The organism is Ralstonia psammae, from assembly GCF_958405935.1.
GTDB lineage: Bacteria > Pseudomonadota > Gammaproteobacteria > Burkholderiales > Burkholderiaceae > Ralstonia > Ralstonia psammae.
In genome coordinates this window covers 49,143-62,460 of sequence record NZ_CATZBU010000001.1, presented here as the reverse complement: position 1 = coordinate 62,460, position 13,318 = coordinate 49,143, and the positions used below count along the sequence as shown (strand labels likewise).

Sequence of the window (13,318 nt, the reverse complement as noted above, 5' to 3'; positions counted from 1 at the left end):
CGTAGGCTGCTTTACCGGCCAAACAGCTTGCCGAGCCTTGCGACCGCCTCTTCCAGATGCGCCATCGACGTAGCGTATGACAGTCGGATGTAGTGTTGCGCTGTGTGCGGACCAAAATCCAGCCCCGGCACCAGCACTACGCCTGCGTCATGCAGCATCGACTGGGTGAGGGCGTCGGCATTGGCGGCGTGCGGGTGGTTCACGCCGCGGCAATCGGCGTAGACATAGAACGCTCCGTCCGGCTTGACCGGTACCTTGAAGCCGAGCGACTCCAACGCCGGCACGATGAAATCACGGCGGCGGCGGAACTCTGCCTTGCGCGCTTCGTAAATCGCCAGCGCTTCCGGCTCAAAGCACGCCAGCGCCGCGTACTGCGCCACCGCCGACGCGCAGATGAACAGGTTCTGCGCGACCTTCTCGAACTCGGGCACCAGTTCGGCGGGCGCCACCAGCCAGCCAAGTCGCCAGCCGGTCATGTTGAAATACTTCGAAAAGCTGTTGATCGTGACGACATCGTCGCCGAACGACAGCGCGGAGACCGGTGCCTGATCGTACGACAGGCCCTGGTAGATCTCATCGACAATCGAAAATCCGCCCCGCGCGCGCACCGTCTGCACGATACGTTGCAGCTCATCCGGCAGGATCGACGTGCCCGTCGGGTTGGACGGGGAGGCCAGCAGCACCCCCTGCGTGCGCTTGCCCCAGTGGGCTTCGACCTGCGCGGCCGTCAACTGGAAGCGTTCTTCCGGCCCCGACGGCACCAGTTTCGCCTCGCCATTGAAGGCCGCCACGAAGTGACGGTTGCACGGATAGCTCGGATCGGGCATCAGGACTTCGCCGCCAATCTCCACCAGCACCGCACACGCCAGCAGCAACGCTGCCGATGCGCCTGCCGTCACGATGATGCGCTCGGGCGCAATGTCGAGGCCGTAAGTGGTCTGGTAGTAGCGGGCGATTGCTTGGCGCAGCGGGCGGATGCCCAAGGCCCCGGTGTACTGCGTGACGCCGCGTCGCATGGCGTCGGCGGCGGCTTGCACGACGGGCTCGGCGGCGGTGAAGTCAGGCTCGCCGATGCCCATGTGGATGATGCTGCGCCCCGCCAGTTCCAGTTCGCGGGCCTGCTTGGCCAGCTCCATCACGTGAAAGGCGCGGATATTGGCCAGCCGGGCGGCTGTCTGCAGGCGGTGGGCGTCCATCTTGAAGCGAAGCAAAAAGGTAAAACGAACAGCAGACGCCGAATTACCGGCGGGCAGCGACCTCGACAGCGCGCACCTGGGCGGCCAGCTTGTCCAGCACGCCGTTGACGTACTTGTAGCCTTCCACGCCACCAAAGGTCTTGGTCAGCTCAACTGCCTCGTTGATCACGACCTTGTACGGGATGTCCACGCAGTGCACCAGCTCGTACGCGCCGACCAGCAGGGCGGCACGTTCGACCGGTGACAGCTCGGCAACCGGGCGATCCAGGTACGGCGTGAAGGCTTCGGTCAGCGTGGTTTCTTCGCGGATGGCGCCATGCAGCAGTGCGTCGAAGTGCGCGCGGTCGGCCTTGTTGAAGCCTTGCGCGTCCTGCAGATGCGCCTCGACCACGCCGGGGTCGTTGCGATTGAGCAGCCATTGATACAGACCCTGCAGCGCCAGTTCGCGCGCACGGCGGCGCGCGCTCTTGGCGGGCGCCTTGGTCTTGGCTTGGGAATTGTCTTGCGTCATGGAAAAAGCCTTTGCGCGAGGGAGCGCTTATTCGTTCTCGCCGTCGTCGTCCTGGCCATGATCCTGCAGACCGTCGAGGTCGTTGGTCAGGTTGGCCATTTCGACGGCGGTGCGGGCGCAGTCGCGACCTTTTTCGCGGGTGCGGGCGTGGGCCTGTGCGTCGGTGTCGGTGGTCAGGATGCCGTTGGCGATGGCGATGTTGAAGTCCAGGCCCACGCGCGTGATGCCGGCACCCGATTCGTTGGACACCAGCTCGAAGTGGTACGTTTCGCCACGGATGACTGCACCCAGCGCGATCAGCGCGTCGAACTGGCCCGATTCGGCCATCTTCTGCAGCGCCAGCGGGGCTTCCAGCGCGCCGGGCACGGTCACCAGGAGCACGTCTTCGCCGGCCACGCCGAGTTGTTCCAGTTCAGCGACACACGCTTCGCGCAGCGCTTCGCACACGGGTTCGTTGAAACGCGCCTGGACGATGCCGATGCGCAGGCCTTCGCCGTTGAGATTGGTCGGGTAGAAGCCGTGGTCCATGGTGTATTCCGGTTGGGGTTGCCGGTCGGGCAACGTCAGAAAAAGAAAGCCGACGCGGCAGTCTTGGCTGCCGCAGGATGTTCAATGCGTGGCGGTTGATGAAGCAGGAGTCAAGTCTGGTGCGTCCGCCATCGACTGGTACGCCGTCACTTCCAGATCGTAGCCGACCATGCTCGGCAGCTTGAGGGGCGAGGCCAGCACACGCATCTTGCCGACGCCCACGTCCTTGAGGATTTGTGCGCCGATGCCGTAGATGCGCGGATCGGGTTTCGTGCGCGGGCGCTCGTGCGGCGCGTCCAGCGCGGTGAACTGGGTGAACAGGCGGTCCGCCGAATCGCCGCAATTGAGCAGCACGACCACGCCGGTCGGGGCCGCCTGCACGGCGCGCAGGGCGGCGGGCACACTCCACGAGTGTGTCGTGCGCTGGCACTCCAACAGGTCGAGCACCGACAGGGGCTCATGCACGCGCACCAGCGTTTCGGTGTCCGGCGTCGGCGTGCCCTTGACCAGCGCCAAATGGGCGCGGCCGGCAGCGCGATCGCGGAAGGCGACGGCGTGGAATGTGCCGAACTGCGTCTCCATCGTGCGCTCGCCGACGCGCTCGACGATGCTTTCGGTGCGGCTGCGGTACTGGATCATGTCGGCAATCGTGCCGATCTTCAGGCCGTGCTTCTTGGCAAACTCCACGAGATCCGGCAAGCGCGCCATGGTGCCGTCGTCTTTCAGGATCTCGCAGATCACGGCGGCGGGTGTCAGTCCAGCCATCGCAGTCAGGTCGCAACCGGCTTCGGTGTGGCCGGCGCGCATCAACACGCCACCTTTCTGGGCCCGCAAGGGGAAGATATGGCCAGGATTCACCAGGTCCGACGGTTTGGCGTTCTTGGCAGCGGCCACCTGAATGGTCCGCGCGCGGTCGGCTGCGGAAATACCGGTGGTCACGCCTTCAGCCGCTTCGATCGATACGGTGAAATTGGTGCCGAACTGCGTGCCGTTGCGGCTTGCCATCATGGGCAGGTCGAGCTGGTCGCAGTGCTCTTCGGTCAGCGTCAGACACACCAGGCCGCGCGCGTGCGTGACCATGAAGTTGATGGCTTCCGGCGTGACGAAATCGCTTGCCAGGATCAGGTCGCCTTCGTTCTCACGGTCTTCCTCGTCGACCAGGATGACCATTCGGCCGGCGCGGATTTCGGCAATGATTTCTTCGACTGTGGCGATCGACATGGCGTAGCAGGGGTGCGCGCCGCCGGCCAACTCCCGCAAATCCGTAATTTCGGGGGCCGTGCGACTGCGTAAATGGGAAGCCCGCTATTGTACGCCAAGGTGGCCCCAAGCCAGTGGGGCCCGCGGTTCAAACGGCTGCCAGAGACTGGGTGCCCACGGGCAGGCCGATGGCGGCGTGGGTGAGCATGCGTTCCACGTAGCGGGCGATCAGGTCGATCTCCAGGTTGACCTGGCTGCCGGCCTTCAGGTGTTTGAGCGTGGTCACAGCCACCGTGTGTGGGATCAGGTTGATCGAGAACTCGCACCCGTCGGCATCGTCACGCACGGTATTGACGGTGAGCGACACGCCGTTGACCACTACGGAGCCCTTGTAGGCCAGAAACTTGCCCAGCTCCGCCGGCGCCCGCACACGTAGTTCGTGCGATTCGTTGACCGGCGCGAAATGCGTGACCGTGCCCAGGCCATCCACGTGGCCCGACACCAGGTGCCCACCGATGTGGTCCGCCAGGCGCAGGGCCTTCTCCAGATTCACCTCGCCCGGGCGTTCCAGCCCGACCGTCTTGGACAGCGATTCGCGCGACACATCCACGTCGAAGCGGCTGTCGGTTTTAGCGACGACCGTCATGCAGGCGCCCTGGATGGCGATCGAATCGCCCAGGGCCACGTCCGCGAGGGGCAGGCCGCCGGAGTCGATGGACAGGCGCACGCCTGCGTCGGCGTTGTCGCCCAGCGGCGTAACGGTTTCAATGCGGCCAACTGCGGCGACGATTCCGGTGAACATAAGCAATCAATCCGTCGGGTTGCGGCGCGCCAGGATGCGGAGGTCGCCCCCGATGCGCGAGATGTCGTGAAAGAAGAATTCGGCCGCGCCTTCCAGCGTCTGCAGCGGCCCCATATTGAACATGCCCTGGCCCGAGCCGAGCACCTTGGGCGCCAGATAGACGAGGATCTCGTCAACCAGCCCTTCGCGCAGCAGGGAGCCGTTGAGTTTGAAGCCGGCCTCGACGTGCAGCTCATTGATTTCGCGGCGGCCCAGCTCGCGCAGTACTGCGGCCAGATCCACCTTTCCTGCGGCGTTGGGCAGGAGGATGACCTCCGCGCCGCGCTCGCTCAATGCACGCATGCGGCCGGCTTCGGGCTGGGCGGCAAAAATCAGCGTCGGCTCGTGGTGGCCATCTGCGGTGAGGATGTGGGCGTCGAGCGGCACGTCCAGCGCCGAGTCGATCAGCACGCGGCGCGGTTGGCGCGGGGTATTGACGGCGCGCACGGTCAGTCGCGGGTTGTCTTCGCGTACCGTTCCGATGCCGGTGAGAATGGCGCAGGCGCGCGCGCGCCAGCGGTGGCCGTCGTTGCGCGCTTCGGTCTCGGTAATCCATTGGCTGATACCGTTGTCCAGCGCGGTGCGGCCGTCCAGCGAGGCGCCGACCTTCACGCGCACCCACGGCGTGCCGCGCGTCATGCGCGAAACGAAACCGATGTTCAACTCACGCGCCTCGCGCTCCAGCAGTCCGCAGCGCACGTCGACGCCGGCGTCACGCAGCTTCTGCAAGCCGCGTCCGGAGACTGCGGGGTTCGGATCTTCCATGGCCGCCACCACGCGTGCAATGCCGGCTTCGACCAGGCGATCCGCGCAGGGCGGGGTGCGGCCAAAATGGCTGCAAGGCTCCAGCGTCACATAGGCGGTGGCGCCGCGCACGTCCTGGCCGCGCGACTGGGCATCCTTGATGGCTTGGATTTCAGCGTGGTCCTGGCCGGCGGGTTGCGTATAGCCCTCGCCGATGACGGTGTCGTCACGCACGATCACGCATCCGACGCGCGGGTTGGGCGTGGTGGTGAACAAGCCCTTTTCGGCCAGCGCCAGGGCGCGCTGCATCATGGCGTGGTCGAAGTCGGAGAACATGGGCGTGAAACTGGAGTCGGTTAAGGGTCGTCGCCGGTGGCGGGGCAATTGCGAGGGTCTGTGGCCGGATCGCAGATACGTGCTCGGCCCGCACTGTTGACCCGCACTTGCCGCGTATGCCGCCCGCTCGAGATGGTCAGGGTGCCGTGCAGTGCCCCACCGTTGCTGTTACGTGAGTATCCCACAGGTGCATATGACAGCGTATTGCCAGGGATCCTGAAGCGGATGCGCACGGATGGCATTGGCGGTGTCGAGACGGTGGCCACCAGAGTTCCGTCTCCGGATGCAGGAGGGAGCGTCACATCGGGCGTACCCGCCGGGGGCGACGTCGTCAGTTGCCAGCCCATGTCCCAGTCGCCGCAGGGACACAGGGGTTGCAGATGGGCCTGGACGTGGCGGTACTGCGCTGTCGCTCGCGCTAGGGACACGTTGCTGGCGAACTGTTCGGCAAGCGAGATGACGGTCTCGCGTTGCCAGCGGTCGACGATCGAGGGCAGCGCCATGACAGCCAAGAGACCCACGATGGCGATCACGACGATCATTTCCGCGAACGTCACGCCCGCCTGGCAGGGCCCCCTTCGTTTCGGAGTCAAGGCCAGCATGCCGGATCATCCGGTGTGCGTTCGCCCGTGCTGTTCAGCGTCAGGGTGCCGCAGGGCGGGTCCGCGTGGTGCGCAATCGCGATGACCATCGCGCACTGACGGGATGCCGGGGTGCACGGCTGGTTCCCGACAATCGTATAGCCGTCGACTCCCGGTACGGGGCTCCCGGGCGACATGTCTCGGGTTTCGTAGGACCCCGTCTGCGCGTGGCGTAATTCCATTTGGACGAGGGTGCTTACCAAGGCAGCGCCTGCGGCGGTACGGCGTGCGCGGGCCGAGTACGCCGGCCACGCCGACATCGCAACGATCGCCAGCGCGCCGGCAATTGCCAGCACAACCATCAGTTCCAGCAGGGTGAACCCACGCATCGGGCGCATCAGCGAGCCCCCGTTTCCGTCATCTCGCGCCAGCCGACCCTGCCGAGCCGGAGCGTGTAGGCGTGTGAGTCGACCAGGCGGATACGCTCCCCGTCGCGTTGCCAAAGACCGGTATGAACGGTTTGACTGGTTGTGCCTTCGGGCGTTTTCACGGGCGAGGCGGCTTGCGCCGCAATGAGCGGTGTGCCGGTGAGCACCTGCCCCGTGAGGCCATGCTTGTCAGCAGGCAGGCCGGTGCGCGGGTCGAGTAGATAGGCGCGATCGCGGCCAGCGAAGTCACGCGTCGTTAGGAACAGGCTGCTTGTGCCTGCTGCGATCAGGTCCTGGGGCGCCTGGCCGGGTGGCAAATCTATGCGCCAGCCATTCACCGTCTGTGGTCCTTCAGGACGGATGACGGTGCCGTCCGGGGAGTCGGTCGTGACGCGGCCCTCCAGGCTTTCCCGGGTGAGGTCGCCTTTGCCGTTGTCTGCAACGCCATACAGCGTGGCGTTGCCGTGTCCATCGACGGCGGTGAAGACCAGCATCGGACCGTGGGCGGTGGCTGCCAAAAGAACAGGGCCCTGTATGTGCTGGGCAACCCCGCCGTGCGATGTCGCAGTGAAGAAGGGCGTGCGCCGCTGCGTTTCGTTGGCGCCGAGTGCGCGTGGCCAAGGCGGTGCACCGGTCAGGTCGAAACGCCAGATCTGGCCGTGCCGGTCGGCGGCATAGGCGAAGGTGGCTCGCCCTTGCGGTCCCAATGCCACCGCAGGGGCGCCCAGGCCGCCACGGCTTGCAACGTGTGGGACCGTGATGCCATAGGCCGTCCGGTTCTGCTGCCAAGGCGATGCGCGGGGCTGATCCAGCGCCAGCAACACCAGGCGGCTTTCCGCGCTGGCATCGCCCTCGCCGTTGCCGGTGATGGCGAACCAGCGTGGTTGCCCCGCGCCGCCATCGACCAACGGCACGATCGGGATGGGCCCGTGCATGCGCCCTATGGAAGCGTCGTCGCTGGCGTCATACGAGAGCATGGCAGGCGGTGTGTACCCGGTCGGGTCGGTCACGTCGACCAGGAACAGGCCTGTTCCCATCGCGCCGTTGGTGCATGCCAGGACCGAATGCCATTGCGAACCGGTCCACGCATCCGCGGCAAAAGGGCGGCTGCACACCGGGGCGGGCGCCGGTTGCCCAGAAGAGGCAGTGCGCGCGGCCAGCGGAAGAACCGTGTCCGACATGACGGCGAAGCGCTCTACGCCGGTGCGTGCATCAAAGCCGTGCAGCATGCCGTCGTTGGCGCCGACATAGGCCATCCAGGGGCGGCGCGCATGCTCCGCCCGGAAGGGAGCATGGCGTGGGTCGAGTAAAAAACCAGGCGGCCCGAGCATCTGTACGTGTGCGCCGCGCATGGCACCTAGCACGGAGCGGCGTGGCCGCAAGCCAGCGCCATCGTTTTCGTCGCGTCGTACGCCGCGCAGATAGTCGAGGCGTATGGCCCCTCGCGCGTCGTCCGCATCGATGGCTGCTTGCTGTGCCTCCGACAACGCCGCCCAGCGTAATGCGGCAGGTATATGCGCAGACGAATCGCCATGGCGGAACGTCCACAGGTGTCGCGCATCGGGCGGCGTGCTATCGAGCAATTGCGCGGCTTCCCAGCGATCAGGCGGCGCGGGAGCGTCCAGTGTGCCGAGCGTTGGCAAGAACTGCAGGGCACGCAGCCGGCCGCTCCAAGCGTCATCGCCACGGGCGATGACGATATGGGTTGGCAGTTGGCCGGCGGGATGGTCGCCGATCTCTGCCATCGTCGAGCCTGACAAAGCGGCCACGAGCCACATGCCAATGCGCCATGTCTTCATGGTCCGCCCACCTGCGGTCGATAGACCGTTTGAAGCATCACGTTGATTTCCCTGTCCGTGCCAAAGCCGACAGCGGTAATGCGGAACAGCGAGGGCGCGTGTGCCGAGCCTGCGTGGACCCAATGGCCGGATAACCCATCGGGAATCGGCTCGATGACGTAGCGCGCCGGTAAGGCCGGCTGGCGTGCACCGGTTTGAACGGTAGGCGACAGGGTTGCCGCGTCGGGTTCATCGGCCAACAGTCTGGAAAGCGATTGCGCAGGCTGCTCCTGCAGCGGCCAGCACAGACCGCGCGTCATGCCGGTCCCGCAGCGGCCCGGCACAAAGCCGGCAAGTGTGGAGGGGTCCAAGGCTGCCATCTCCTCGGCGTCGAGCGTGGCATCGCAGCTCTCCCGACGGGGCGTGCCGGTGGCAACGGCGATCCGGCATTCAGCAGCAGCGAGTGCCGCTTCGGCTTCCTGCTGCGCGAGCGCGTGGTCGGCAAACAGGGATGCCCGGCGCCGATGATCGAGCACGAGGTGCAATGCGGCCGCCATCAGCAAGCTCATGATGATCAGCGCACCGGCGACGGAGATGATGGAGAAGCCGCCATCGCGCATGTGCGGGTTCAGCATGCGTCCACCTCGCAGCGCAGCGGGTTGCGCACGGCCAGCGTGATCGTGAAGCGTGCGCGATGGCGGCGCGGCTCCGCCGGCATGAAGCTCACATCCTCCGGCTGCATGCCCTCCGGTGATGCAAGCACCGGGAACAGCGCGATGTGTTCCGATTGTGCGGCATTGGCCGCAAACCTCTCGCCGCGCACAACCACTGCCACGTGGACACGCTGGACGCGATGCCAGTCGTTGTCGTCCATTGCGCGCGCTGATTTGGTCACGGCCGGCGATGTCGCCGTTGGGCCGAGCGTGTATAGCAGTTGAAGAGTTTCCACGCCCCGCACGAAGCCGTCGCCGGTGGCTTCCTCTGGTGAGTGCTCGTAATCGCGCTTGATGGATCTGCACATCAGCTGCGGCGCGCGCTCCGCGTCGGAGCTACGTGCGATATACAGGAGCATGTAACCCGCACGCGGGTCGCTTTCTCCAGCGATGCGCTCGGGTACGCCATGGCCAGTGCAGTCCCGCGTTGCACCATCGTTATCCCGGCCATTGGGTTCGGTGCTGCGACCCGCGAAGCGGATCAGCAGGGCATCGCTGTGCGCGACGACGGGGGCGCCCGCCTGGCAAGTCAGCGCCGGAAGCATACGAGGGCCTCCGCAGTCGTCTTGGCCGACCAGCGAGGGCGTCCCATCGGCATCAGGCCATCGGCGCACCGCGGAAGACGCCGGCGTATCCGTGATCCACCCAGCCTGTTGTACGGCGCGGCTGATGAGGTCCAGCGCCTGCATGCCGCGGTCTTCGATCAGTGCTTCGTCGGCCAGGCGCTCGTAGCGCGCTCGCGCAACCAAGGTGAGCTGCAGCGCGATGCCCAGGATGATCAAGGCGATGATCATGCCGACCAGCAACTCAACCAGCGACACACCGCGGGCCGCCCGGATTGGAGGGCGCCGCATTTCAGTGGGTCTGCGTCTGTTCGAGTGTGCTTCGTCCCGCAGCACCGAGCTGGCTGGCCGCGTGGCCGAGTCCTTCCAGGTAGTCGAATGCCCGGAAAAAGGTCGCCGCTCCGACTGACAGGACAGCGAGGGCGATGAGGGATTCGATGAGGATGGCGCCGTCTTGGCGGGCCGGGCGGAGATGGAGTGACATGAGTCGGCAGACGATTCGGAAAGCCACTCAAGTTAGTGCGAATCTGGCCGTATGACTGTCATATATGGTCAATATCCTGTTTGACCGTAAAGGTGGGTATTTGCCTTGACGTGCTGGCGTTTCGTTATGGTGCGGCGGAATTTCTCGGCAGACGCCTGTTCGGTGGTAATCGATTAAGAATCCCTGCTGGGGACGAACGATGTAGGGTGGGCCGGGGATCTACCGACCATTCCTGAAAGCCGCCCGTCATCTCGACCGGCGCCCCGTATTCGGACAAACCATCGGTAGGGGGTGTCCACTTGATCCCTGGGCAAACCCAGGGTTGCGTCGCTCCAACAAGTGACGTTCACCCGACGGCCAAGGCCTATTGACACTGATCAGCCGAATCCTCCATGATTGCGAAAATTCGACCTGGCGTCGGTCTGCCGGATATCACAGGCAGCAGAATCAAAAGAATGTAATCGGGTAATCGGGAATGGCGCACTGTGGTGCGTCTGTCGTTTAAAGCAGCCGGGGGGCTATATGTATTGGGTCAAGGAAACGCTTCCGCAGTTGATTATTCTGCGGCGACGCTGATATGTCTGCGCCGCTCTGCGCCAACGCAAGCGTGCCGCGTAAGTCCGGTTTTGCGGGTTCCTCTTCGATCAGAAGGGGGCGGTGCCGCCCGGCGGTTGCGCTTGCATCTGGGTTCACGCTTGTCGAACTCATGATCACCGTGGCAATCGTCGCCATTTTGGCCACGATTGCGTATCCCAGCTATACCGACTACATCACGCGTGGCAAGCTTGCCAACGTTACCAATATGCTCGCGGGCATCCGCGCGCAGATGGAGCAGTATTACCAAGATAACCGCACTTACGCGGCGGTCGGGTCATTTACGCCGCCTTGTCAGGCGATTTCGGCTGTCGCCGAGTTTTCGTTGGCTTGCACGATCGGGAACACAGGCAACACCTACACGATGACCGCGACGGGTTCCGGAACCACAGCGGGCTTCACTTACACGGTGAATGAAGCAAACGTTCAGCAAACCAAGACTGCACCCACCGGCTGGAACACTTCCACGACGTGCTGGGTGACCAAGCGAGGGCAGTCGTGCTGATCGGCGGGGGCGCCCGGCGCCATGGCTTCACATTGATCGAATTGATCGTCACGGTTTCCGTGTTTGCCTTTTTGCTGCTCATGGCGGCACCAGGTTTTACGAGCTGGATTCAGGATGCGCAAGTCCGCACTGCGGCCGAATCGCTGCAAAACGGTTTGCGCGTCGCTCAAGCCGAAGCCACGCGCCGCCATCGTCAAGTGGCGCTCGCGCTGACCAACAGCGCACCTGCGGCCGGGGTGACCGCACAAGCCAACGGCAAGAACTGGGTTGTGACAGTCATTGCCAACATTACCGCAAGCGAGACGGACAGCAGCGCAGCGATGATGGTGCAAAGTGGTGCCATTGGTGCGACTGCGCCGAACGCGCAGATTACGGGGCCGGCTTCGATCTGTTTCAATTCGCTGGGCCGCCTGACCACGCTCAACGATGGCACCTACAACTGCAGCATTCCCCCCTCGGGTACGGTCACTTACAACGTTACGAACAGCCGCTTCGCTTCCGCACGTGCGCTCAACGTGACCGTAAGTCTTGGCGGTTTGATCCGTGTGTGCGATCCGAGCAAGTCCCTGTCGCAGAGCAGCCCAGATGCGTGCGCCTAATCCAGTTTCCCATCGCGTTTGTAGCGGCCGAGGCTCGCAGAGCGGAATGACGCTCATCGAAGTGCTGGTCGCGATGATTCTGCTGACCGTTGCATTGACGGCCATGGTCATGGCGCAGATCCGTGCGTCCCAGGTATCCGTTGATGCCGAGGACCGGAATCGTGCTGCCTTGCTGGCCAATGAGCTTGCGAGCATGATGTGGCAGAACCATACAGTCAATCTGCCAGCATCCTCAGTGGCTGCATGGCAAACGATGGTTGGCACCAATGTCAGCTACAGGACCGCTACTGCATCAAGCCCCGTCAGTAGCGGCCTGGGCGGCCTGCCCAACGGCACGGGTTCGGTCTCCGTCGATAGCACCACCAATATCGCGACGATCACCATTACCTGGCAGGCGCCTTCTCACGGAGTGAATGCGTCCGCCGGTATGAGCGGTACGAGCCAGTATGTAACGCAGGTGGTGCTGCCGTGAGCGCCCGGATTCCATACAAGCGGCCATTGCGTGCTGCTCGCCAGACCGGCCTCAGCCTGATCGAGCTGATGGTGGCATTGGTCGTCAGCATGGTCATCGTGGGGGCGGTGTTTGGCCTGATGAGCGTCTCCGAGGGCCGAAAACGCACCACGACGTCTGTCAACGACATCAACCAAAGCGGCGTGTTTGCCTTGTACCAGCTCGACAAGGCAATACGCAGTGCGGGTTCCGGCTATTCCCAGAACTGGCCGCTAACCTATGGCTGCCACCTCAATGTCAATCTGAGCGGTGATCAGATTCTTCCATCACCGGCCAAGATTCCGGCGCCGTTTTCCAATCTACCGACACTGCTCGGCGGGTTCGGGCTGGTGCCGCTATTGATCGTACAGAACGGCACGCCGCTGGCAACCGGTAGTTCTGATGCGCTGATCACAATGGCAGGCAATGCCGGCTATGGCGAGATTCCTACTGAGTTTTCCGGTACCGCACCGTCGATCTCCGGAAGCGTGGTGAACCTCAGCCTCATCAACACCATGACGTTCAACGCGGGCAATCTAGTGCTCGTGGCGGACCGCAATAACGCCAAAGGCAACGTACAGCCCTGCTATGTTGGGCAGGTGCAAGCGGCTTTTACGGGCAGTGTCGCAACGCAATTGCCGCTGGCCGGTGCGTATGACGCATCGGTTGGCCTGGATGGCAACGCAAGCAGTATCTCTGCGACAGGTGTTGCGATGAATCTGGGCAACGTGGGGGGGGGCAACTTGCCGGGCTTCGGTTTGTATGGCGTGGGAGCGAACAACACATTGATGTTCTACGACTTGCTGCAATCGGCAGGCAATGGCTATTCTGCCGTCCCGCTTGCAGACGGCGTGATGGAAATGCATGCCCTGTACGGCATCGATCCGAACAACACCGGAAACGTCAGTTGGCAAGCTCCCACGGGCGCGTTCGACGCGACGACATTGTCCAATGGCACGCAGACCGCCGCGGCGAATCTTTATGCGATCAAGGCTGTACGTATTGGCCTGATCCTGCGCACGTCGTTGCCCGAGCGAGCACAGCAATTTGTGGGGGGGGGCAGCGCCGTCACCGCGACGGGCGTCGTCAGCCCGGGGCCCCTCGTTCTGTTTGCCGACGTACCGGGCCTGGCCTACACACGGACCCTTAAAGGCGCGGAGCAAAACTATCGCTACCGCGTTCTGGAAACGACGATCCCTCTGCGCAACACGTTGTTGCAGCGCTGAC

16 protein-coding genes are annotated in these 13,318 nt (G+C 64.1%); 4 read left to right on the top strand and 12 right to left on the bottom strand.

The features are described 5' to 3' along the window. Positions 1–11: 11 nt before the first annotated feature. The 12 genes from R2N16_RS00340 to R2N16_RS00290 all read right to left on the bottom strand — a co-directional run bounded on the left by R2N16_RS00340 (position 12) and on the right by R2N16_RS00290 (position 9,903). Positions 12–1,196 carry a pyridoxal phosphate-dependent aminotransferase gene (locus R2N16_RS00340; protein WP_316663411.1) on the bottom strand — a complete coding sequence of 395 codons (1,185 nt, stop codon included), beginning with the start codon at positions 1,194–1,196 and terminating at the stop codon, positions 12–14. A 43-nt stretch (positions 1,197–1,239) separates the two neighbouring features. Then, positions 1,240–1,707 (bottom strand): transcription antitermination factor NusB, encoded by a 468-nt coding sequence (gene nusB, locus R2N16_RS00335; protein ID WP_012761449.1) that lies wholly within the window; start codon positions 1,705–1,707, stop codon positions 1,240–1,242. Between the two features lie 27 nt (positions 1,708–1,734). Beyond that, positions 1,735–2,235 (bottom strand): 6,7-dimethyl-8-ribityllumazine synthase, encoded by a 501-nt coding sequence (gene ribH, locus R2N16_RS00330; RefSeq protein WP_024976377.1) that lies wholly within the window; start codon positions 2,233–2,235, stop codon positions 1,735–1,737. An 81-nt stretch (positions 2,236–2,316) separates the two neighbouring features. Further along, positions 2,317–3,456, bottom strand: a complete 1,140-nt coding sequence (gene ribBA / locus R2N16_RS00325) for a bifunctional 3,4-dihydroxy-2-butanone-4-phosphate synthase/GTP cyclohydrolase II (protein ID WP_316663404.1) — start codon at positions 3,454–3,456, stop codon at positions 2,317–2,319. A 127-nt stretch (positions 3,457–3,583) separates the two neighbouring features. Then, the gene (locus R2N16_RS00320) at positions 3,584–4,237 is read right to left on the bottom strand and encodes a riboflavin synthase (RefSeq protein WP_316663402.1); all 654 of its coding nucleotides are present in this window, start codon (positions 4,235–4,237) and stop codon (positions 3,584–3,586) included. Positions 4,238–4,243: 6 nt separating this feature from the next. Continuing rightward, on the bottom strand, positions 4,244–5,356 hold the full coding sequence (gene ribD / locus R2N16_RS00315; protein WP_316663400.1) for a bifunctional diaminohydroxyphosphoribosylaminopyrimidine deaminase/5-amino-6-(5-phosphoribosylamino)uracil reductase RibD: 1,113 nt from the start codon (positions 5,354–5,356) through the stop codon (positions 4,244–4,246). 20 nt (positions 5,357–5,376) lie between these two features. After that, positions 5,377–5,958, bottom strand: coding sequence for a GspH/FimT family pseudopilin (locus R2N16_RS00310; protein ID WP_316663397.1), 582 nt, complete (start codon positions 5,956–5,958; stop codon positions 5,377–5,379). Then, positions 5,946–6,326 (bottom strand): type IV pilin protein, encoded by a 381-nt coding sequence (locus R2N16_RS25475; RefSeq protein ID WP_428984079.1) that lies wholly within the window; start codon positions 6,324–6,326, stop codon positions 5,946–5,948. The genes R2N16_RS00310 and R2N16_RS25475 overlap by 13 nt, the downstream gene beginning before the upstream one ends. A gap of 8 nt (positions 6,327–6,334) precedes the next feature. Further along, positions 6,335–8,164, bottom strand: a complete 1,830-nt coding sequence (locus R2N16_RS00305; protein WP_316663395.1) for a pilus assembly protein — start codon at positions 8,162–8,164, stop codon at positions 6,335–6,337. Next, positions 8,161–8,778, bottom strand: coding sequence for a pilus assembly protein PilZ (locus R2N16_RS00300; protein ID WP_316663393.1), 618 nt, complete (start codon positions 8,776–8,778; stop codon positions 8,161–8,163). The genes R2N16_RS00305 and R2N16_RS00300 overlap by 4 nt, the downstream gene beginning before the upstream one ends. Continuing rightward, positions 8,772–9,710 (bottom strand): PilW family protein, encoded by a 939-nt coding sequence (locus R2N16_RS00295; RefSeq protein ID WP_316663391.1) that lies wholly within the window; start codon positions 9,708–9,710, stop codon positions 8,772–8,774. The genes R2N16_RS00300 and R2N16_RS00295 overlap by 7 nt, the downstream gene beginning before the upstream one ends. Before the next feature lies 1 nt (position 9,711). Then, positions 9,712–9,903, bottom strand: coding sequence for a type IV pilus modification PilV family protein (locus tag R2N16_RS00290; protein ID WP_316663389.1), 192 nt, complete (start codon positions 9,901–9,903; stop codon positions 9,712–9,714). 577 nt (positions 9,904–10,480) lie between these two features. Between R2N16_RS00290 and R2N16_RS00285 the strand changes: the two genes are divergently transcribed. The 4 genes from R2N16_RS00285 to R2N16_RS00270 are packed head-to-tail and all read left to right on the top strand — an operon-like array spanning position 10,481 to position 13,317. Continuing rightward, positions 10,481–11,002: a type IV pilin protein gene (locus R2N16_RS00285; protein WP_316663388.1), complete on the top strand. Its 522-nt coding sequence runs from the start codon at positions 10,481–10,483 to the stop codon at positions 11,000–11,002. Then, a complete protein-coding gene (locus R2N16_RS00280; RefSeq protein ID WP_316663386.1) occupies positions 10,996–11,601 on the top strand; it encodes a GspH/FimT family pseudopilin in 606 nt (201 codons plus the stop codon). Before R2N16_RS00285 ends, R2N16_RS00280 begins: the two co-directional genes overlap by 7 nt. Continuing rightward, a complete protein-coding gene (locus R2N16_RS00275; protein WP_316663384.1) occupies positions 11,588–12,073 on the top strand; it encodes a type IV pilus modification PilV family protein in 486 nt (161 codons plus the stop codon). The genes R2N16_RS00280 and R2N16_RS00275 overlap by 14 nt, the downstream gene beginning before the upstream one ends. Further along, positions 12,070–13,317: a PilW family protein gene (locus R2N16_RS00270; RefSeq protein WP_316663382.1), complete on the top strand. Its 1,248-nt coding sequence runs from the start codon at positions 12,070–12,072 to the stop codon at positions 13,315–13,317. Before R2N16_RS00275 ends, R2N16_RS00270 begins: the two co-directional genes overlap by 4 nt. The last annotated feature ends 1 nt before the right edge of the window (position 13,318 follow it).

Coding starts and splice junctions, on each gene's coding strand:
- R2N16_RS00340 (WP_316663411.1), bottom strand. CDS start 1,196: ATGGACGCCCACCGCCTGCAGACAGCCGCCCGGCTGGCCAATATCCGC.
- nusB (WP_012761449.1), bottom strand. CDS start 1,707: ATGACGCAAGACAATTCCCAAGCCAAGACCAAGGCGCCCGCCAAGAGC.
- ribH (WP_024976377.1), bottom strand. CDS start 2,235: ATGGACCACGGCTTCTACCCGACCAATCTCAACGGCGAAGGCCTGCGC.
- ribBA (WP_316663404.1), bottom strand. CDS start 3,456: ATGTCGATCGCCACAGTCGAAGAAATCATTGCCGAAATCCGCGCCGGC.
- R2N16_RS00320 (WP_316663402.1), bottom strand. CDS start 4,237: ATGTTCACCGGAATCGTCGCCGCAGTTGGCCGCATTGAAACCGTTACG.
- ribD (WP_316663400.1), bottom strand. CDS start 5,356: ATGTTCTCCGACTTCGACCACGCCATGATGCAGCGCGCCCTGGCGCTG.
- R2N16_RS00310 (WP_316663397.1), bottom strand. CDS start 5,958: ATGCTGGCCTTGACTCCGAAACGAAGGGGGCCCTGCCAGGCGGGCGTG.
- R2N16_RS25475 (WP_428984079.1), bottom strand. CDS start 6,326: ATGCGTGGGTTCACCCTGCTGGAACTGATGGTTGTGCTGGCAATTGCC.
- R2N16_RS00305 (WP_316663395.1), bottom strand. CDS start 8,164: ATGAAGACATGGCGCATTGGCATGTGGCTCGTGGCCGCTTTGTCAGGC.
- R2N16_RS00300 (WP_316663393.1), bottom strand. CDS start 8,778: ATGCTGAACCCGCACATGCGCGATGGCGGCTTCTCCATCATCTCCGTC.
- R2N16_RS00295 (WP_316663391.1), bottom strand. CDS start 9,710: ATGCGGCGCCCTCCAATCCGGGCGGCCCGCGGTGTGTCGCTGGTTGAG.
- R2N16_RS00290 (WP_316663389.1), bottom strand. CDS start 9,903: ATGTCACTCCATCTCCGCCCGGCCCGCCAAGACGGCGCCATCCTCATC.
- R2N16_RS00285 (WP_316663388.1), top strand. CDS start 10,481: ATGTCTGCGCCGCTCTGCGCCAACGCAAGCGTGCCGCGTAAGTCCGGT.
- R2N16_RS00275 (WP_316663384.1), top strand. CDS start 11,588: ATGCGTGCGCCTAATCCAGTTTCCCATCGCGTTTGTAGCGGCCGAGGC.